19 protein-coding genes are annotated in these 21302 nt (G+C 42.6%); 7 read left to right on the top strand and 12 right to left on the bottom strand.

The features are described from left to right. The 4 genes from hfq to tsaE form a co-directional block, all read right to left on the bottom strand. On the bottom strand, positions 1–343 hold a 343-nt coding region (gene hfq / locus B3J29_RS07345; RefSeq protein ID WP_286964751.1), incomplete at its 3' end, for an RNA chaperone Hfq. Between the two features lie 91 nt (positions 344–434). Beyond that, positions 435–1379: a tRNA (adenosine(37)-N6)-dimethylallyltransferase MiaA gene (miaA, locus tag B3J29_RS07340; RefSeq protein ID WP_005236170.1), complete on the bottom strand. Its 945-nt coding sequence runs from the start codon at positions 1377–1379 to the stop codon at positions 435–437. A gap of 6 nt (positions 1380–1385) precedes the next feature. Then, positions 1386–3356 (bottom strand): DNA mismatch repair endonuclease MutL, encoded by a 1971-nt coding sequence (gene mutL, locus B3J29_RS07335; protein WP_005236171.1) that lies wholly within the window; start codon positions 3354–3356, stop codon positions 1386–1388. Beyond that, positions 3349–3825, bottom strand: coding sequence for a tRNA (adenosine(37)-N6)-threonylcarbamoyltransferase complex ATPase subunit type 1 TsaE (tsaE, locus tag B3J29_RS07330; protein ID WP_005236173.1), 477 nt, complete (start codon positions 3823–3825; stop codon positions 3349–3351). Before tsaE ends, mutL begins: the two co-directional genes overlap by 8 nt. Before the next feature lie 129 nt (positions 3826–3954). Between tsaE and B3J29_RS07325 the strand changes: the two genes are divergently transcribed. The 3 genes from B3J29_RS07325 (at position 3955) to B3J29_RS07315 (ending at position 5867) form a co-directional block, all read left to right on the top strand. Then, positions 3955–4863: an RluA family pseudouridine synthase gene (locus tag B3J29_RS07325; RefSeq protein WP_005236174.1), complete on the top strand. Its 909-nt coding sequence runs from the start codon at positions 3955–3957 to the stop codon at positions 4861–4863. A gap of 113 nt (positions 4864–4976) precedes the next feature. Then, positions 4977–5324, top strand: coding sequence for a type II toxin-antitoxin system RelB/DinJ family antitoxin (locus B3J29_RS07320; RefSeq protein ID WP_005236175.1), 348 nt, complete (start codon positions 4977–4979; stop codon positions 5322–5324). 99 nt (positions 5325–5423) lie between these two features. Continuing rightward, positions 5424–5867, top strand: coding sequence for a GNAT family N-acetyltransferase (locus B3J29_RS07315; protein ID WP_104425939.1), 444 nt, complete (start codon positions 5424–5426; stop codon positions 5865–5867). Between the two features lie 10 nt (positions 5868–5877). Here B3J29_RS07315 and B3J29_RS07310 read toward each other — a convergent pair whose 3' ends face one another. Further along, positions 5878–6585: a pseudouridine synthase gene (locus B3J29_RS07310; protein WP_104425938.1), complete on the bottom strand. Its 708-nt coding sequence runs from the start codon at positions 6583–6585 to the stop codon at positions 5878–5880. A 137-nt stretch (positions 6586–6722) separates the two neighbouring features. On the opposite strand from B3J29_RS07310, the gene B3J29_RS07305 reads away from it, so the two are divergent. Then, the gene (locus B3J29_RS07305) at positions 6723–7175 is read left to right on the top strand and encodes a DUF441 domain-containing protein (RefSeq protein WP_034170593.1); all 453 of its coding nucleotides are present in this window, start codon (positions 6723–6725) and stop codon (positions 7173–7175) included. Positions 7176–7384: 209 nt separating this feature from the next. Here the strand turns inward: B3J29_RS07305 and B3J29_RS07300 are convergent, their stop codons facing one another. The 5 genes from B3J29_RS07300 to hrpA form a co-directional block, all read right to left on the bottom strand. Beyond that, positions 7385–9100, bottom strand: coding sequence for an AAA family ATPase (locus B3J29_RS07300; protein ID WP_214002109.1), 1716 nt, complete (start codon positions 9098–9100; stop codon positions 7385–7387). An 87-nt stretch (positions 9101–9187) separates the two neighbouring features. Continuing rightward, the gene (locus B3J29_RS07295; protein ID WP_286964741.1) at positions 9188–11194 is read right to left on the bottom strand and encodes a hypothetical protein; all 2007 of its coding nucleotides are present in this window, start codon (positions 11192–11194) and stop codon (positions 9188–9190) included. Between the two features lie 154 nt (positions 11195–11348). Continuing rightward, positions 11349–12107, bottom strand: coding sequence for a 1-acyl-sn-glycerol-3-phosphate acyltransferase (locus B3J29_RS07290; protein WP_214002107.1), 759 nt, complete (start codon positions 12105–12107; stop codon positions 11349–11351). Positions 12108–12121: 14 nt separating this feature from the next. Further along, positions 12122–13231 (bottom strand): beta-ketoacyl-ACP synthase III, encoded by a 1110-nt coding sequence (locus B3J29_RS07285; RefSeq protein WP_004784039.1) that lies wholly within the window; start codon positions 13229–13231, stop codon positions 12122–12124. A gap of 30 nt (positions 13232–13261) precedes the next feature. After that, positions 13262–17206 carry an ATP-dependent RNA helicase HrpA gene (gene hrpA, locus B3J29_RS07280; RefSeq protein ID WP_286964736.1) on the bottom strand — a complete coding sequence of 1315 codons (3945 nt, stop codon included), beginning with the start codon at positions 17204–17206 and terminating at the stop codon, positions 13262–13264. Positions 17207–17568: 362 nt separating this feature from the next. Between hrpA and ahpC the strand changes: the two genes are divergently transcribed. Then, complete coding sequence (gene ahpC, locus B3J29_RS07275; protein ID WP_004784041.1) at positions 17569–18132, top strand: alkyl hydroperoxide reductase subunit C; 564 nt, start codon at positions 17569–17571, stop codon at positions 18130–18132. Between the two features lie 295 nt (positions 18133–18427). After that, positions 18428–18634 (top strand): KTSC domain-containing protein, encoded by a 207-nt coding sequence (locus tag B3J29_RS07270; protein ID WP_004784043.1) that lies wholly within the window; start codon positions 18428–18430, stop codon positions 18632–18634. 16 nt (positions 18635–18650) lie between these two features. Here B3J29_RS07270 and B3J29_RS07265 read toward each other — a convergent pair whose 3' ends face one another. Together B3J29_RS07265 and B3J29_RS07260 are read right to left on the bottom strand one after the other, a co-directional pair. Next, the gene (locus tag B3J29_RS07265; protein ID WP_034170599.1) at positions 18651–19241 is read right to left on the bottom strand and encodes an O-methyltransferase; all 591 of its coding nucleotides are present in this window, start codon (positions 19239–19241) and stop codon (positions 18651–18653) included. A gap of 43 nt (positions 19242–19284) precedes the next feature. Next, positions 19285–19503 (bottom strand): DUF1653 domain-containing protein, encoded by a 219-nt coding sequence (locus B3J29_RS07260; RefSeq protein ID WP_004784046.1) that lies wholly within the window; start codon positions 19501–19503, stop codon positions 19285–19287. Between the two features lie 233 nt (positions 19504–19736). Here B3J29_RS07260 and ahpF point away from each other — a divergent pair, with 233 nt between their 5' ends. Beyond that, positions 19737–21302: an alkyl hydroperoxide reductase subunit F gene (gene ahpF / locus B3J29_RS07255; protein ID WP_214002050.1), complete on the top strand. Its 1566-nt coding sequence runs from the start codon at positions 19737–19739 to the stop codon at positions 21300–21302.

The raw sequence follows: 21302 nt of genomic DNA, 5'->3' as shown, positions 1-21302 counted from the left end.
GACCACCGAAGCCACCTTGACCGCCGAAGCCACCTTGACCGCCAAAGCCACCAGCAGCGCCTTGACTACCGAAGCCACCCGCGCCACCTTGACCACCGAAGCCAGCACCTTGTGGACCAGCAGGAGCACCAGCTGGACGAGGATTACGTGCAGGTACTACTGTAGAAATCGCGTGTTTGTAAACCATTTGGCTTACTGTATTTTTTAATAATACAACGTATTGGTCAAAAGACTCGATGTGACCTTGTAATTTGATACCGTTTACCAGGAAGATAGAAACTGGAATACGTTCCTTACGGAGAGAATTCAAGAATGGATCTTGTAAAGTTTGACCTTTAGACATGTTATAACTCCAAAAATTTAAAAATCAGCGCAAAAAACTATCTCTATTTTTCAATTAAAAATTATAAAAAAGATAGTACTCAAATTTTGCTTTATCCGTGACAGTTTCGCAAGTCTTCTTGGGCCTGCTCGAGCGTAAAATATGTTGTAAATTTATGCTTTTCTTGCAAAGATCTCAACCAGGTATATTGACGTTTGGCAAGTTGTCGTGTCGCAAATAAAGCCTTATCCTCCATTTCCCGTTGTTTTTCATGACTTAGGTCACCTTTTTTTAAGAATTCTATGGCTTGGCGGTAACCTACTGAACGCATTGAGGGTAAATTTTCGTCAAAATCGTATTTTCCCATTAATCCTTTAACTTCATTTAAAAATCCGTTTTTCCACATAATTTCAAGACGTTTTTCAATACGTTTATGCAATTCTAACCGATCAGGCATTAAGGCATAATTATGGAAACTGTAACGATATGGTAAATTTTTTGGTTGTTCTGCTTGTAGTTTTGTAATCGGCTCACCTGTTAGCTTAAAAACCTCTAATGCGCGGATAATTCTCTGTTTATCACTCACTTTAAATTTCTGACCCGCCAAGGGATCTACCTGACATAATTTAGCATACACCGCTTCCCACCCTTCACGAGCTGCTTCCTCTTCAATCTGGGCACGCACCGCGTAATCTGCGCTTGGTAAATTATCAGACAAGCCTTCAAGTAAGGCCTTAAAATACAGCATGGTGCCACCCACCAGAATTGGAGTTTTACCACGTGCATGAATATCATAAATCAGACGGCAAGCATCTTCGACAAAGTTTGCTGCAGAATAGACTTCGAGCGGGCTAATAATATCGATTAAATGATGCGGATAGCGCTCTAACTCGTCTTTAGAAGGTTTCGCTGTACCAATGTCCATTTCCCGATAGACCAGCGCAGAATCGACAGAAATCAGCTCAAAATGACCTTGCTCGTATAGTTCACATGCCAAAGCAGTTTTACCGCTTGCAGTTGGTCCCATTAAATTGATGACCGGCAGTTGATTGGACATGTAAGGTTACTCTCCCCGAGCAAAAAGTTTATCAAGTTGAGACAATGGAAATGCTCGCCAGGTTGGACGACCATGATTACATTGGCTCGCAAATTCAGTTTGTTCCATCTGACGCAGCAAAGCATTCATTTCAGATAGACTTAACATTCGATGCGCACGTACCGCACCATGACAGGCCATACCTGCAAGAATCTGGTCACGTTTTTGCATTAACCCCTGTCCCTGATCATTAGGATCCAGATCATTCAATAATTCAGGGATCAAGGCATCAAAATCAGCCTTATGTAAAATGGCCGGTACGCCTCGTACAATGACCTGTTCATGACCATACTGGTCAATTTCCAGACCTAAACGAGCAAGTTGATCTTTGAGTTCGTCAACACGCATAGCTTGCATTCGACTAATGCTCACCACTTTAGGAATCAGCAATTGCTGGGATATCCAGAATTCCGGTTTATCCCAAGCCATTTTCATCTGTTGCAGCAGAATACGCTCATGCGCCGCATGCATATCTACGATGATTAAGCCTTCGGTATTTTGCGCCAGAATATAAATCCCATGCAGCTGGGCGATCGCAATCCCCAAAGGATGCTCATCCACTTTACTTTGTAAATGTGACTGAAATGCATCCGATGCTGAAGTATTGGTTTCCGGTTCAGTTTCTCTCAAAGGCGCGAGATAACTTTTCAAGGCATTATTCAGCTGCTGTGAACCCGAATATGACTTATTGTAATCCTGCGCATAATGCACAGTTTGTGGACCAGATGATTCAAAATCCGTTAACACATCAGAAGCTTCTTCTTCACGCTGATGATATGGATATGTGGCGGGAATAACTGGTTGAGTGGCTACGGACTGATGCAGGCTAAACTGCTCCTGATAGCGTGGCTGAGGTGTAATCGCAACAGCTTCAGACTCAGTTTTCATGGCCTCAGCCAGATCAGCGGTCGCAGTCTGGAATTGTGCCAGGGTTTCCTTGGCATAGTGACGTACAAATTCATGTACTTCACGCTGATTCAGAAAACGAATTTCATGTTTGGTTGGATGCACATTGACATCAATACTTTCTGGATCGATTTCCAGAAACAGTAAATAAGCGGCATGCTGATGGCCATGCAGGATACCATCATAGGCCATGCGCAAGGCATGAGAAATGGTCTTGTCTTTAACGATCCGGCCATTCACATAGACATATTGCAGATCGGCTTGAGCCCGTGCATCTGAAGGATGTCCGAGCCAGCCTGATAAACGCATATTGATACTGTCTGCATCAATCCAGTAAGCATTTTCAGTAAACTGACGGCCAAGTAATTGTTGCACACGTTGAAAACGCAAAGCACCACTATCTGCGACCGGCAAATTCAGCTTGATGGTTTGGTTATGTTCCAATACAAAGCGAATATCGAAATGCGTTAAAGCCATACGGCGGACAATTTCTTCGATATGTCCAAATTCAGTGCCGGGCTTTTTTAGAAATTTGCGCCGCGCCGGAACATTGAAGAATAAATCCTGCACCCGGATCTGGGTACCTTTGGATGCTGCGACCGGTTGAATGTCCTGATGATCAAAAGCCGTACCGTTCACTTCGACCTGATAGCCAATACCATCTTCATTCTGGCTACTCGTTAGAGTCAAACGAGACACTGCAGCAATTGAGGCCAATGCTTCACCACGAAAGCCCAAGCTGGTAATCGCATGCAGCTCTTCAGCCGTTTGAATCTTACTGGTCGCATGACGCATTACGGCCAATGGCAAATCCTCATAATGAATGCCTCGGCCATTATCAATGATTTCAATCAGCGTACTGCCGCCCTGTTCCACCCGGATGATCAGCTCGGTCGCACCTGCATCAATCGAGTTTTCCAGTAACTCCTTGACCACAGATGCAGGACGTTCAATCACCTCACCTGCGGCAATCTGGTTCGCCAGCGCAGGATCAAGTGCACGGATACGGCGTATGCTTAGATCATCAACCATTTGGGAATTCACGCTCCAAAGCTTGCTGTAAGCCCAGATTAGAAGAAATCAAACTTGCGGTACGAGTCAGCTCATCTTCTGATTTTAAAATTTCAATAATTAAATCGGCTTGCGGGATTTCATCGCCACCCTTAGAAGGCCATTCAAATAAAAATAGCGCATTGGGAGTTTCTAAATAGTCCCGGATTCCCATCAATTCAAGTTCATAAGGATCATTGAGACGATATAAATCAAAATGAAAGATATCCTGATCATTCACCCGATAGGGCTCCACCAGTGTATAAGTCGGACTTTTTACTGAGCCTTTATGACCGAGTTGTTGTAAGTAATAACGCGTCAGCGTGGTTTTCCCCGCACCCAAGTCACCAATCAGATATATAACGCCCGCAGAAAAATTATTTGCCAGAACTTTGGCCAGATTTTGGGTGTCATCTTCATGCTTTAAAGTGACATTAAATGAATAAGGCATATTACTCACGACATGATGAAAAAGAATAATTATGATAGCATCGCAACGCTTTAAAAGCCTATTCACCTCTGTGAGAAACTGTATTTTTTCACAGCATCCGTTCCAGACCAGAGATAGATCCACGTTGTGATGACTTCGACTGTTGAATTTAACCCACCCATGCTAAATGGGGTTACGGCAAGTAAAGTATTCCTGCAAGCGACCTCAGATTCATCCAAGACACTCTATGCCTATCTCTGTGCACAATTTCCACATATTGAGTCAAGCGAATGGCAATCCCGTTTCAATAATGGTCTGGTTTATGATGCTCAGGGTAATACCTTAAGCATCGAAAGTTCTTTTCAAGCGAATACTCATTGTTTTTATTATCGTTTTTTGGCACACGAAGTGCATGTTCCTTTTCAGCATCAGATTCTGTTTGAGAATGAGCATCTGCTGGTCGTAGATAAACCTCATTTTCTGACCATGAGTCCTACTGGACAATATGTACAGGAAACCTTGCTGGTACGCCTAAAACAGCAAACTGGAAATGAACATCTTACTCCGATTCATCGATTGGATCGTGAAACGGCAGGTGTGGTGCTGATTTCAAAATGTGTGCAATCGCGTGGGGTTTATCAGCAAATGTTTGCGACTCGGCAAGTACAGAAAACTTATCATGCGATTGCGGCTTATCGTGATGATTTAAGTTTTCCTCTCATCACAAAGCTGAAAATGGAAAAAGGCCAGCCCTTTTATACCATGCAGGTGGTAGAAGGAGAACCTAATAGCGAAACCGAAATTCAACTGCTACAACATGATCAACAATGGGGCAAATATGAGCTAAAACCGCATACAGGAAAGCAACATCAGTTAAGGGTACATTTAAGTCATTTGGGAATTCCGATCCAGAATGACCCTTTTTATCCGCAGGTTTGCCATAAGGCGGGGGATGATTTTTCTACACCGTTACAGCTACTGGCCAAACACATTCAGTTTACGGACCCAGTTACCCAAAAGCAGATGCAATTTAGCTCTGAACTTGAATTGACACTGTAAATCTCTTGTCATTACAGATTATTTTCTAAAAACGGCAACTTGAGGATTGAAATCCCGAAGTTATCTATTAGAATAAGGCGAAAAGTTAAGTAATTTAAAGCTTTGAAAATATTATGAGAAAAACTGAAGTTTATCAAATTCGCCTGGATTCCCAAGAAAAGAAACAGGCATTTGCAGTATTTAAACAATTGGGGATTACGCCGGCTCAGGCAGTTCGTCTTTTTTTTAAACAGGTGGTTCTGACCAAATCAATCCCCTTCTCGATTGAAAATCAGAATATTAATCTGGAACAGCTGATCAAGTTACGCAAGCAGAAACAGAATGAACTTAAGGCAGAACAAACCTCAAGTCCAAGTACTACAGCGTTTCCAGCAGATCATCAGGAGATGAATCTGGATGATGATCATTTTGATTTATTTGAAGAACTGAATGCCATTTTAGGTGAGAGCGACAAAATTTAACATTGTTGCATTTACGAACAATTCTTAAGTTTCTCTCCTTTCAAACTTCGCTATGCTTGATGTTAATGATAAATAATAAAATTAACATGGAGTAAGCCGATGATCGTGCGACGTGCCCAGTCAGAAGATATACCTAACCTGGCCGTTTTATTTGATGAGTACCGTCAATTTTATGGTACTTCTTCCAATCTGGATTTATCTTACGAGTTTTTGAAACAGCGTTTTGAAGATGGTCAAACTGTCATTTTTATCAACACTAAAGATGAGATTTTTACCGGATTTATTCTGCTGTATTTAAGATTTTCCTCAGTCGCATGTTCTACTTATTATGTGCTGGACGATGTCTATATTAGTCCGCCTTATCGCCGGCATGGTGCAGCCAAGCAACTGGTTGACACTGCTATCTTGTTTGCCCGACATGAAAATGCGCTTCGAATCAGCCTGGAAACGCAAAAAACCAATTATCAGTCACATAAACTTTATGAGTCACTTGGATTTATTCAGGATAATGAATTTGTGACGTTCCATTGTTTCCTGAAATAAATCCCAGACTTTATTCGGTACGGAATTTTGCCTGTGCCACTTGTTCTGCGTCCAGATAGGTCCATTCCCCTATTGCCAGTTCATTCAAGGCCAATGCACCAATCTGGGCACGATGCAGCTGCTCCACTTTATTACCAACAGCTGCCAGCATACGTTTCACCTGATGATAAACCCCTTGATGAATGGTTATTTGCAGGCGATTTTCATCTAGACGAACAATATCTGTAGCAGCAAAGGTGCCTTTTTCATTTCTCAATTCCACACCCTGTTCAAGCTGTTGAATCTGCTCATCTGTCACGGGATCGGTAGTAGTCATCTGATAGACTTTCGCCACATGTTTTTTAGGATGGGTCAACGCTTGTAGAAACTGACCATCATCCGTCAGCAATAACAATCCGGTGGTGTCCTGATCGAGACGACCTACACATTGAATTCCACGGTTTAACAGGATGTCATCAAACAGATCAAATACACTGAAATGATGTGTGGTCTGATGTGAGCACTCATAATCTTGTGGCTTGTTGAGCACAATATATACTTTTTCCCGATAGCGATACTCATGACCATAGACGCTAAAAGTCAGATCTTGCAGATTCAGCTTATGCTTGGGGTTATCGATGAGTTCGCCTTGAATCGAAACAGCACCATTTTTAATCAGTTGCTGACAATGTTTTCGTGAGCCGAAACCTTGTGATTGCAACATTTTTTCCAATAGCATCTGTCTGAACCTGTTTAAACGAACAATAGGCGCATTCTATACCGAAAACTAACTAGATTCAGTTCTTATAAGGCTTTCTCCCTTTAAATGGCTAAAAAGCCTATAATCCTGTGACTTTTCATTTTTCCTATCTCCTTATGTCCCAATTTGATCTGAATCTGCTTGTTCTTCTGGTTCTACTGGCTTGCGGTATTTTTAGTCATAATACTGCTGTGACCATTGCTGCGGCCGTGTTGATCATATTAAAAATCACGCCTCTCAATGAACTCTTACCTTATGTACAGCAACATGGCCTAAATATCGGGATTATTATTTTAACCATTGGTGTATTGGCTCCAATTGCTAGCGGAAAAATTCCCGGTGACAGTATTCTGAAATCTTTTCTTAGCTGGAAATCTTTACTGGCAATTGCAATCGGTCTATTTGTTGCCTGGCTTGGTGGACGCGGAGTGAAACTGATGTCGAGTCAGCCTGATGTCGTTGCAGGTCTATTAATTGGTACGGTCGCAGGTGTGGCGGTACTTCGTGGTGTCCCAGTCGGGCCATTAATTGCAGCCGGGATTTTATCGTTATTGATTGGAACGCAATAAGTCTTTAACCATGATTGTGCAATATTCTTAAAAATTAATATTCTAAAATTAAGAACTGCATAGTATTAAATCACATGATCAGCGACATGGATGTCGCTCGTTGGATTGATGTACAGGATGTACCTTCAATCCAACAAAAGATTTTTGTTACTTTTGATCTTTCAAAAGTAAAAGCTCAGGTTAAATACTAAAATTTAAAAACCCAAATTTTATTCCACAAACAGCAAAGCCAAACGCACCTGATCATAACCCATACGCGGACTGGTCAGTTCCACGATCGGACGTAATTTAATACTGCCATCATCATTAAAATGATCTGAATTTTGACGTTTGGTTAGACGTTTATAAATCTTACGGACTTGTTCAACAACTTCCTCACCCGGATGAGCTACTGAGATATCAAGACCTTGCTCTTTATGCAAACGTCCGAGATGGTTAATGATGGTTGCTGGTGTCAAGCCACGTTCAGTTGCAATATCGGAAATCTCATACCCTTCTTCAAACAGTTCACGGGTTTCATCCAAGGTTGCAGTCGCGTAGTTTTGCTTACCACCATTTTTGGCAATTTTCTTCTCATTACGCTGGATCTCAACTTCGTTCAAAGTGCCACCACAATGGCGGATAAAGGCCTTATGCTGTACAGTCAAATCCACGTTTTCAAAATTCGCTTCTGCTTCATCTGACAGTTCCTGAAAACGGCGATCAGCCTTAATGGCAAGACTATCAAGTTCCAGAGCCTGTTCATTAAAGCCTTTCAAGCGTAGACCATTTAAGCTTTTTAAACGGGATAATGCTACATAGCCCTGACCTTTTTCAAAGGTATGACTCAGGTCAATCTCAGCAGCTTCTAGCGTCATGCCTTGAGACTTATGAATGGTAATCGCCCAAGCCAAACGTAGTGGAATCTGCTGGAAACTGGCAATAGTTTTACCTGCTTCATTATCTACCGACCAGGTTTCAGGCTCTACAATTAATGTAGTTCCATCTGTCAGTTTAACTTTTGGCAGAATGCCATGCTCATCATCATCTTCAAAGCCGATCACTTCACCCAAGCTGCCGTTGATATAACCCATATCAAAGTTGTTTTTCACGAACATGACCTTGGCATGTTTTTTCAGGGTTAAGGCTTCGGGTGCTCGGACTGAAGACTTTAAGGCTTCAATCAGTTTTTCATTACCATCACATTGCGCATCAAACTGGCGGGGATCCTGATCAATTTCATTCAGATGCTTAAAGTTAATGCTGTCGACATCCATATTGTGGGTATAGAGACGTGTATAGGTATCGCCAATGTCCTGCTGACGTGTACCCTGTAGCGCTGAACGATGTTCAGGTGAAATGGCCTGTGCACGAATGGCATTCAGAATATCATTCAGATAGTCATTGCCCTGACGGTGCTGTTCAGTCAAGTAACAGATACGGAACTTGGCTTCAACCCAGGCATCCGACATAAAGCAGAATTTATCGCGGTTACGCTCATCATTTTTCCCAACGGGCGGCAACTGGAAAAAGTCCCCTGCTACAATGACCTGAATCCCACCAAAAGCTTCATCACTTTCCTTGAAATATTTCAGCACCTGATTGACCAGATTGAGCTGCTTGGCATGCAGCATGGAAATTTCATCAATGATCAGGACTTGCGCATTTTCCAAGTGTTCTTTCAGGTATTTACGCTCTTTCATGCGCTTCAGATCTTCTTCAGACAAAAAGTCTTTGATCCCGATTCCTGCCCAGGTATGAATGGTCATGCCATTCATATGCGTTGCCGCAATACCAGTCGATGCAGTAATGGCAACCGACACCTTACGGGCTTTCAGATAATTGATATATTGATTAAGCGTATAAGTTTTCCCTGCACCCGCAGAACCGGTTAAAAAGACATTTTCCCCTGCTTTTAAGAGCTTAAGTGCAGTTTCCTGTTTCATAAAAGAGATACCGTAAAAGAACGGCTATAGCCTAACGATTTTTGCCGGAAAAGTTAAGCTTCACGGACAGAAAAGCACTGAATCAGGTCAAGCCTGCAGGTTTAACCAGTTAATAAAATGCTGGGCAATATTGATATATTCAACTTCCGCTTTTTGATTATTTGGATACTCAAGCTGGTCAAAAATGACTTGGTCATTCTGCAACTGACAGCCTAAAATCAAAGGTAATTTAATGGCAGGATGTGACATGCGAAAGGCCACATATTCACCTTCGACTATACGCTGTGCATAACTTGCAGCCAGACAGTTCCGGAATATTCTAGCCTCTTCAATAATCCGCTCTAGTGTTTTCAATTCCTCAAACCGCCAATTAAAATACAGTAGAAAATGTGCTTGTGTGAGCGGCCTCCAGCTGGCTAGAGCAAAGTCTTTTTTGAGCTTGGCAATAATCTCTTGCTTCTGAATTTGCTCATGCCAGACAACTGCCTGCGTAAATAAACTGGTCCAGCTTAAATTTTTAGGCACTTCTGTTTGAGTAGAAAAATACTCCGGCAGATAATCACGGATATAACCATCAAAACAGGATTCCCGCACATGCCTTGCATGTAAATAAAAGCGCTTCCTGAACTCTACAAATGGAATCTGGTTACGTTGTAGCACGTTATAAAAATCACGGTCTTGCTGAGTTTGGGGCCGAATATAAGCCAGCACATCCTCAGGCAAATCACGTGTGACCTTATACAGATGCTGCATATAAGCCTGCATCACCCGACTTAAGTTGGCGTAAACTCTTTTAGTCATCTGATCACCCATTGCCACTACATCCCGCAATAATCCGATCCATTCATCCAGATATAGAATCGATGGACTAATGGCAATACGATGATCCTCAATAGCCTGACGCGTCCCTTTGAGAACAACTGTTCGATTTAGCTCATGCTCAAACCAGTGATGCTGAATGGCATATTGATGAACATCATCAATAAACAGACGTGCTGCGATATATTGAAAATATTGCAAGGTAGCTAAAACAATCTGCGGATGAATATGATGCGTATCGATAAAGCTTAAAGCTGTTGCTGCTACCCGCACACTGCTATGTTGAATATTGCTGCTCAGCCAATCCAAGATTTCCGCAGGCTGTTTAAATAGCCAGTTCACTACGCGATGACAGTCAAATAAAGGAAGTTTGGCGACTTTTTTTTGCCATAAATAAGGATTATTTTCCAGAAAATTGCGTTTGGATAGCAGATCACTCCGATGCCAGCTATCACGATTCATCAACCGGACAAAGCCCAGTAGATGACTTTGCTCTTCGGCATGCCGATACAGCAAACGGATATCGTCAATATGGTCATTCAGCTCATGCAGATTGAACCGGTTTTCAAAGGATAAGGAGATAATCCGGAAAGTCGCTGGGTGCAGAAACTCGGGCGCACTGAAACAGAATGCATCCAGACTGTCCATCACTGACTGAATCGATAGAAACTCATCTGGCTGCAAATATTGCAAGTAAAAGATTTGCTGTAGCTGTTTTAAGACATTCGCAGGAATCTCATGCCCACTTTGAATCCAATTACTGATACAAGGCTGAGTATAAACTTCAGCCTTAATCATAAAGGAGTCAATAATTTCAGCTTGCATAAGCGACATCTGCTTTAAGCAATTAGCAACTCGTTCAGGCGCATTAACCCATATATAGACTTGATCAATAATAAGTTGACGGAGCTGTTTGGCTTTATCACGTAAAAACAGGGAATGCTGGGGCTTTAAATCCCCAGTCACAAAGTAAATATCCTGAAAGAAAAACTCTTCCAAAGCCTCTGCTTTAGCCAGCCTGGAATCAATCTGCATTTCTGCTAAGGCATGGGGACTTTCCAGATTTAAATCTTGAGGTGTATATAGCTGGATATTTAATAAGCCATTAAGCAGATCAATTCGATGCTCATCCTGATGAATCCTGAACAAATTCTGGGCATTCACATGACCAATAAGCGCCATTTGATCCAGATACAGCTGATTTAACTCAGGAAAAATACTGAGGCATTGTTGAGCGAGCTGTCTGAATGGCAGTAGCAAACCCTCCTGTTCCATATTTCCCCCTTCGTTTTAACCCTATTGAGTTACAGACCTACTGAATTTCAATCCTTTAAAATCACTTTTTCCTTTCTATTACAGAAATTGATGCATGGTGATTTTTTAGACGATTCGATCTCAATGTAAAGCAAAGCAGGAATGATGAAAAGACCTAGACTTCATCTTGCCGACGTCTGTCAGCCAACAGTTCTAGCCCCTGATAGATCTTGTGTTGTAAATGCTCACGAAAATCAATCAGATCATTCTCGTGCTGTACATGATGAATCGGCTGCCGCGGCATAAACTGAAAATAAAAAGGTAAGTGTTTGGAAAAAAGGTTTTTAGGCAAAGAAGGAATTACATCACCATGACGTAATAATTTATTGAGTTGAGGGATTTTTAATAATTTTTGAAAATACTTATGTTGAATGATTTTATTTGCATCAAATCCAATCTCATAGATTTCATCACCGCCAAGTGCAGCAAAAGGGACAATATCATATTGAAACTCTTGAGCTAATTTCAGAAAACCGTAACGCTCTTTCCAGATCAGCTGATACTGCTCACCTTCCCGTTTCAGCACTTCACGGCCACCACCCGGAAAGACCAGAATCGAGTAGCCTTGCTGCATGGCCGAGCGGACGTAGTCCTGTACACCATCAATAGCACCAAATTTCTTCACTGCTTCACGCCATAGCGGCACATAAAAATGGCTATGATCAGCATTACTGACCACAGCCACTTGATGTTCATTGTACAAGTAATCAATCAGCATTGGCGCATCAAAGATGCCATACATGGAATGATTACCGACATACATTGCAGGTCGACTGGCATCAATATTTTCAGCCCCTAAAAAAGTAGGCGTGAAATACAGTTTGGATAAGGCACTTAAGCGCCTGATCCATGCTCCGTCATGCTTGACCTGCAAAATATACTCCCGGCTTACGCCACGCGTTTTTGTACCAGGATTGAACCCACTGAATAGCCTGCACCAAATGAACACAGTACGCCATATTCGCCGTCTTCAACTTCATTTGCAGTACGGTGTAAGGCAATGATGACACCTGCGGAAGAAGTATTGGCAAACTCATTCAGAATGATAGGTACCAGACCTGGTTTGGCATTTTCTTTACCCACTACCAGTTTCAGAATTAATTCATTCATGCTGGCATTAGCCTGGTGCAACCAGAAGCGTTTCACATCTGTAGGGGCAATATGATTTTTCTCAAGTTGAGCAGTAATCATCTTGGCAACCAGTGGACACACTTCTTTAAATACTTTACGACCATCCTGACGGAAACGTTTGTCGTCAATATCTGCATTTTCAGACGTATTCAGGAAACCGAAGTTATTACGGATATTGTTTGAGAACTGAGTAAATAATGAAGTATCCAGAATCTCGAAACCGGTTTTAGTTTCAGTATCTTCAATGATCGATGCAGTTGCCACATCACCAAAAATAAAGTGACAGTCACGTGAACGGAAATCGGTATGTGCAGAGGTAATTTCGACATTTACCAGCAATACACGACGTGCACCTGCTTTGATGGCATCGGCAGCCTGTTTTAAACCAAAAGTTGCTGCTGAACATGCGACGTTCATGTCATACGCATAACCTTGAATACCCAGAGCAGTCTGGATTTCAATCGCAACCGCAGGATAAGCGCGTTGCAGGTTTGAACATGACAGGATCACGACATCGATATCTTCAGCAGTAACACCGGCATTTTCCATCGCCTGTTTAGCGGCAATCACGCCCCATTCTGCCTGAAGGGAAATTTCATCATCTGAACGTTCACGTAGATTTGGACGTAAACGTTTTGGATCGAGGATGCCAGTTTTTTCTGACACATAACGGCGTTGTACGCCTGACGCTTTTTCAATAAATTCTGCGCTAGAACCACGACGCGCATCTAATTCGCCTGCAGCGATTTTATCTGCATTTTCGTGATTATACAGTTCCACATAAGCATTTAAACTTTCAACTAACTCTTCATTGGTAATGACATCTTCCGGATGGAACAAGCCAGTACCCGTAATACGGATGCCCATGTAAAACTCCTTCTCAAAATGACCTATATCTTAACTGATTCCAAGACGTTCCCATACTTTTTGCAGGCGAGTTGGAGAAACGGGTGTTTTCGTTTTCATCGGTTGAGAAAACAATGAGATCCTTAACTCCTCAACCATAAAATACAATTCTTTAAGGCGAGCGTCATTTTTAAACTGAAATAATTTTTCCATCCACGGATCAATTTGGTCAATGGCGGAATCATCCCTCTGTAGGTTATTTGGCAAGCGTTCTAAACGCAAGATCAGGGCTTTCAAATAACGTGGAAATTCTGACCATACGTCGGAAGGTTTCCGATAAACGAAGTCAGAAAGACTCATCAAATCAAGCTGATCCTCAATATCATCAATATTTTTTCCAAATATAGATGGGTCTAAAAGCAGTAATTTACGACGGATTTCCTGCCACTGGATATAAATATCCGTGATTTCTTTCAGTGCAGTCTGGCCATGAGTCAGGAAAGATTTTTTTACATCCTCCACCAACTTTTGGAACTCTTGCATATTGACAGGCAGCTCATTAATTGACAGGTGCAGTGCGGCATAAACTAGCATTTGCTCCAGTTGAGCCTTATCACCAAGCGGTGAATATGCCAGTGCCAGCGGTTTGGAAATCTGTTTTTTCAGCTGGCGCACCAGATCTCCGAGCTGCATATGCACCAGTCGAATAATCCCTTCACGGTGCTGTTTGACGGCTTCAGCCTGATCATTAAAGGTCTGAATCACGACACCAGATTCATCTTTCTGTTCCAGTGCAGCGAAGTCTTTGGTCGGAACCAGTGCCTGATATTGCTTGACCACTACACCCGTCACTTTTTGCGACGCTTCAAAGACAAAGTTTTCTGGGAAAGTTTTAAATTCACCTTTTAACTGTTTCACCGGACTATGAGTTTCAGTACGGCAACGGGCTTTCAGTTCGGCAAGATCACGGCCTTGTTCAATCACACGACCTTTTTCATCAATCACCTTGATCAAAGGCAAGAGATATTGCTCAACCCGATCCAGGCTAAAATCTTTTTCTGTAATCTGCTCGCCACGCAACTGGAAAGCCAGAAAACTGAAAATATGCTCACGTAGATTGACTGCATCAATACGGGCTGCCAGCTTTTTCGCAGTATCTGGAATCGGCACCAGACTACGGCGTTTATCTTTAGGTAAACTCTTTAATAAAGCTTCGATCAGCTCCAGACGCCAGCCCGGAATCCCCCATGACCAGATATTTTCATCGACCTGCGGCAAAGCCTGCAGCGGGATTTTAACCGTTGCACCATCTTCATCATGACTTGGGTCAAAACGGTAACTGGTCGCCAGACGCAATTCACCATTACGTAAATAATCCGGAAACTGTTGTGTGGTCGGACGATCATTCAGCCACAGCGCATCATCATCAATAAACAGATAACGTGGATCATGTGGCTCTACTGTCGCACGCCAGTCCTCAAAACTGCGGCGACTGGCTACTTCTGGTGGTACTTTGGAGGCATAAAACTGGTAAATGGTTTCTTCATCCACGACCAAGTCACGACGGCGTAGCTTGTCTTCTACCCGCTCCACTTCTTCCAGTTTCAGCAAATTATGCTTCAAGAAGGGTGGATTAATGCCGAGATTACCAGTAGTCAGTGCATCACGCAGGAAGATTTCATGCGCAGCCGGCTGATCCACTTTCTCATAATTGACCGGACGTTTCGGCTCGATGATTAGACCAAACAGAGAAATCTGATCATACGCATTGACCACACCTGCCTTTTTCGACCAGTGTGGTTCGAAATAATGATGTTTCAGTAAGTCACGCGCAGCGAGCAGAATCCATTCCGGCTCAATCTTTGCCAGAGTTCGTAAATACACCTGCGAGGTTTCAACCATTTCAAAAGCCATCACCCATGGGGTATTGGTTTTGTGCAGCGTTGATGCCGGGAAAATTCGTGCTTTCTGCTGACGGACTGCCATAAATACATTACGTTCATCAGTCTTGTTGGCAATAAAAGACAGTAAGCCGGTCAATAAAGCGCGATGCAGATTTTCATAACTGGCTTTCTTTTCATTAAAGGACAGCTTTAAGCCTTTAGCCAGATCCACCAGCTGCTCATGAGTTTTCTTCCATTCACGCAGACGTAACCAGCTCAGGAAATGATTACGTGCAAAAGTACGACGTTTGTTTTCGCTCATACTTTCACGGTTGTTATGCAAGGTATCCCAGAGCTTGATATAAAACAGGAAATCTGAATCTGCTTCACGGAACAAGGCATGTTTCTGATCGGCCTGCATCTGCTTATCCGCAGGACGTTCACGTGGGTCTTGTACTGCCAGAGCTGCAACAATCACCAAAGCTTCATTCAGCGCACCAAAATGAGCACCGCCAAGAATCATTCGCGCCAGACGTGGATCAATTGGCATTTTTGCCATTTGCTGACCGATTTTGGTTAGAGAATCCCCCTTGCCTTGAAGTCCTCCTTTCGTAAAGGAGGATTTAGGAGGATTAGTAGAATCTCCCCCAACCCCTCTTTCAGAAAGAGGGGCTTTACTCTTCTCCACCATCGCCCCAAGCTCAATCAAGAGCTTGCGACCATCATTGACCAGACGGTGATCTGGTGGCTCAATGAAATCAAAATCTTCCAGTGAACCTAAGCCCAGACTTTGCATCTGTAAAATAACGGATGCCAGATTGGTCCGTTTAATCTCTGGTTCGGTAAATTCAGGACGACTTAAAAAGTCTTCTTCACTATACAGACGAATACAGACGCCTGGCGCAATACGACCACAACGGCCTTTACGCTGATTGGCAGCAGCTTGAGAAACCGCTTCGATCGGTAAGCGCTGCACCCGTGAACGATAGTTATAACGGGAAATACGGGCAAAACCGCTATCAATCACATAACGGATATTAGGTACAGTCAGTGCAGTTTCTGCTACGTTCGTGGCGATAATAATGCGTCGGCCGCCGCCCGAAGGATTAAAGATTTTTTGCTGTTCTGCTAATGCTAATCGTGCGTAGAGTGGTAACACTTCAGTATGGCGTGGACCATGCTTGATCAAGGTTTCCTGCAGTTCACGAATCTCCTGTTCGGTACTGGCAAAAATCAGGATATCGGCATGTTCTAGATGACCTTTTTCCTGTGCATCCTGAAAACATTCTTCTACAGCTGCAACCACTGCACGTGGCAGATTTTCTTCAAAATCATCAAACTCGTCGTCATCACTGCCGACAATGCTCATTTCAGAAATTGGACGATAACGCACTTCTACCGGATAGCTACGCCCTTCCACTTCATAGATCGGCGCGCCATTAAAGTAGTTACTGAAACGGTTTACGTCCAGCGTTGCCGAAGTAATGATGACTTTTAGATCTTTACGACGCGGCAACAGCTGCTTGAGATAACCCATGATGAAATCGATATTCAGCGAGCGTTCATGCGCTTCATCGATAATAATGGTGTCGTATTTGGTCAGGAACCGGTCATTGGCTAGCTCTGCTAATAAAATACCATCCGTCATCAAACGGACAATCGAATCCTGCGAGCCCTGTTCATTAAAACGGACTTTAAAGGAGATCGATTCCCCCAGTTTCTCGCCAACTTCTTCCGCAATACGCTGTGATACGCTACGCGCAGCCAGACGACGTGGTTGGGTATGGCCAATCAGTCCAGTCAGGCCGCGACCTGCCAGCATGGCGATTTGTGGTAATTGTGTGGTTTTACCGGAACCGGTTTCACCAGCCACAATAATGACCTGATGCTGCTGGATCGCTTCGATCAGCTTGTCTGCATACTGGGTAACAGGCAGATCCTGATTCAGCTTGATATTGGGAATGCGTTCGATACGCTGCATGACTTTGGCATGCGATTTTTCAAATAATTCTTGATATTGCTTTTGGTTGGCATCTTTACCTTTTTGGAGTCGATTTAAACGATGACGGTCACGCGCCATAACGAGCTGATCTACATTTAAAGGACTCTGCACTGAGAAAACACCTGATATAAAAAAAGACAATAGGCAGCTATTTTACGCTGTATTGCCCCTAAGCGAAAGAACGGCCATTTTGAATATTTTTATAATTTTTTAATTTTTACCCTTGAATTTTACTGCTTGCGGCATCATGTCTGAAGAGGCATTAAACCGGGGTGAGTCTTGTCATGATGTATTCACCATTCTACGGTTGAATCATTTATATCAAGAGCAATGCTGTTTGCGCTGATGGTGTTTTATTTTTAGCTTAATTCGGTTTTTCCGATGTATGTTATGTAAAAATACTGTTTCAGCAAGAAAAATAATTTCTGTACCCTATTGGAAATTAAATACAAACCTCAATCATGGAGACAATGATGAGCTTAATTAATACTGAAGTTAAACCGTTCAAAACAACTGCGTTCCAAAATGGTAAATTCATCGAAGTAACAGAAGCTGATCTTAAAGGTAAGTGGTCTGTAGTATTCTTCTACCCAGCTGACTTCACTTTCGTTTGCCCAACTGAACTTGGCGACCTTGCTGACAACTACGAAGAATTCAAAAAATTAGGCGTTGAAATCTACTCAGTTTCTACTGACACTCACTTCACTCACAAAGCTTGGCACGATTCTTCTGAAGAAATCAAAAAAATCCAATACGTAATGGTTGGCGATCCTACTTGGACTCTTGCTAAAAACTTCGACGTACTAATTGAAGCTGACGGCCTTGCTGACCGTGGTACTTTCGTGATCGATCCAGAAGGTAAAATCCAAATCGTTGAAATCAACGCTGGCGGTATCGGTCGTGATGCTCAAGAACTTCTTCGTAAAGTTAAAGCAGCTCAATACGTACACGCTCACCCAGGTGAAGTTTGCCCAGCTAAATGGAAAGAAGGCGACGCAACTCTTGCTCCTTCAATCGACCTAGTTGGTAAAATCTAATCTGTATTAGATTGAACTGATTCAAAAAAAAACCACGCTTTTAGCGTGGTTTTTTATTTGAACATTTATTTGATTGCTCTATTGGCCAACCGTTTTATTTTCCTTTTCCTTCTATCTAAAGCCATCCTGCCAAATCTTTATTTTTCACTTTAAAGATCATATAAAAATCAGGCATGCATATTGCATCCTCTTCATAACAATCCCCTACTTATGCTTACAATTCAGTTATACATCTTCAATGTCAGTTGGCATAAGTTCAAGACATAAGATAATAATATTCAGTGGAGGAAAACGTATGCAAAAACTGCTAACCGTGATCTCATGGGCTTATAGTCCTTCTAGCCGCCACCTGAAAATCATTTATAGCAATGGCGATATAGAGCTCTACCATCCTGTTCCCGAATTTGTTTATGACAACCTGTTAAGACGACAAGATAAAATGGCCTTTGTACAGAAGTATCTTGAATACAACTTACATTTTGACCGGGTTTGCCTGTTTTAATTTAACTAATTTCTACTTAACGATAAGTCACCATGAGTAAGCCAGCTCCAATCGGCAATGTACTTATGATAAAACGTGAATCCTGCTGGATCAGCTGAATAAATTCTTCTACTTCCGCAGCATGTGAAATCACATTATCCACCAGCAATACTCCACCTTTTGGCTTGAGCAATCGGGCCAAATGGGTCCAATAATCCACATAAGCATCACGTTCCGCATCTAACAATATAAAATCAAATACGTCCTGCTCAGCTTGCAGATAATACAAGGCATCTGTCACTTTAAAATCAATCAAATCCTTTAAGCCTAGCTGATTTGCATACTGCTCGGCCTGCGCAACTCTTTCTGCATCTGTTTCTAATGTTGTAATCATCGCTTGAGTCTGCCGGGCAGCTTCGGCCAGCCATAAAGTGGAATAGCCTGTAGAAGTCCCAATTTCCAGAATACGTTTGGACTGCTGGGCACGAATGAGTAATGATAAAAATCGGCCTGATTCAGGCTCAATATTTCGATAGCGTTGCAGACGTTCAGTTTGCTGAAGATCATGCGCATGAAAGGTCTTATACAGTTCCTGCATGAAACTTTCAAAATGTTGTAATTGATTCATTGCTCTTCCCTGAGGTTATCTAAATAAATTTTTTATGGATTGATTAAAGTGCCTGAACCAATTTAAAGCGTTCTACTTCACGATCATCACTGGTATTAATACTTTCTGTAAACATGGATAGCGGTCGAACCCAAATCGAATAGTCACCATAAAGACATTGATAAACCACCAGCTTTTCCTCCGTTTCACTATGTGTTGCCACATGCAGGACCTGATAAAGTTTACCCTTATAATGTTGATAAATACCGCGTTGTAATTCCATCGTTCAACTCTCAAATGCAGAATTCCAATCTTAACTGAAAAAGACCAATCACACTTTAAACTACTTGAAAATTCATGCTAAGCACCCATATATAAGCTTGAAATTAATCATGAATTTTTCAATACATTTGCAAAACCGATCAAATTTATAAGAACAAACTGTTTTATCTATTTATCGATTTGGCTTAGTATCTACTTATCGAATGAATTCTTACTCCCTTGGAGACGTTAGCAATGTTAGATCAAAATACTTCAGCTCAATTAAAAACACTACTTGAACGTTTGGAAGGCCCGATTGAATTAGTGGCAACTCTGGATAGCTCTGACAAGTCAGCCAAAATCAAAGAACTGGTTGAGGAAATCGCTCAGCTTTCTGATCTAGTCACTGCCCGTTTTGACGGTACCAACAAACGTGCACCAAGCTTTGGTGTGGCAAAAGCCGGTGAACAGCCTCGTGTGTTCTTCGCAGGCTTGCCGATGGGCCATGAGTTTACGTCGCTGATTCTGGCATTGTTGCAAACTTCAGGTTATGCACCAAAAGTTTCTGCCGAAGTTCTGGAATCAATTAAAGGCTTAGGGATCAAATCTGACTTTGACGTATTCGTATCACTCAGCTGTCATAACTGTCCTGATGTTGTTCAGGCATTGAACCTGATTGCTATCTATAACCCGGGTACGACTGCAACCATGATCGATGGTGCTTTCTTCCAGGATGAAGTGGAAGAACGCAAAATCATGGCTGTACCAATGGTCTTCCAGGACAATGAACATATTGGTCAGGGTCGTATGACACTGGAAGAAATCATTGCCAAACTGGATACCAATGCCGCAGCCAAAGACGCGGAAAAACTGAATGCCAAAGATGCATTTGATGTGTTGGTGATTGGTGGTGGACCTGCAGGGAATACTGCAGCGATCTATGCAGCACGTAAAGGCATCAAAACTGGGATCGTGGCTGAACGTATGGGCGGTCAGGTGATGGATACCATGGACATCGAAAACTACACATCAGTGCAAAAAACCCAAGGTCCGAAATTTGCCGCTGAAATGGAAGCACACGTTCGTGAATACGGTGTTGACATCATGAATCTGCAACGTGTCTCAGATATCAAAGGTGCAGATAGTACAGCGAATGGTCTGGTAGAAGTCACTTTAGAAAATGGTGCGAAACTTGAATCTAAAACCGTGATTCTGTCTACTGGTGCACGCTGGAGAGAAATGAATGTTCCAGGTGAGGCAGAATACAAAACTCGTGGTGTAGCGTACTGCCCACACTGTGATGGTCCATTGTTCAAAGGTAAACGTGTAGCGGTGATTGGTGGCGGTAACTCGGGTGTAGAAGCTGCGATCGACCTTGCGGGTATTGTTGAGCATGTAACGCTCGTTGAGTTTGATACAAAACTGCGTGCGGATCAGGTACTTCAAGATAAATTGAACAGCTTGCCAAACACCACCGTAATCAAAAATGCGCTTTCTACCGAAGTGATCGGTGATGGTTCACAAGTCACAGCGTTGAAATACAAAGACCGTGCAACTGATGAAGAGCATATAGTTGAACTGGCAGGGATCTTCGTTCAGATCGGTTTGTTGCCAAACACCGACTTCCTGAAAGGAACCGATGTTGAGCTAACTAACCGTGGCGAGATCGTGATTAACGAGCGCAATGAAACCAATGTCAAAGGTGTGTTTGCTGCAGGTGACTGTACCACTGTTCCTTACAAACAGATCATCATCGCCACTGGTGAAGGTGCCAAAGCATCATTATCTGCCTTCGACTACATCATCCGTTCTGGTCAGTAA

Source organism: Acinetobacter sp. UBA5984 (assembly GCF_002429925.1).
GTDB classification, from domain to species: Bacteria; Pseudomonadota; Gammaproteobacteria; order Pseudomonadales; family Moraxellaceae; genus Acinetobacter; species Acinetobacter variabilis.
This window is presented reverse-complemented; position numbering and strand designations above follow the sequence as displayed.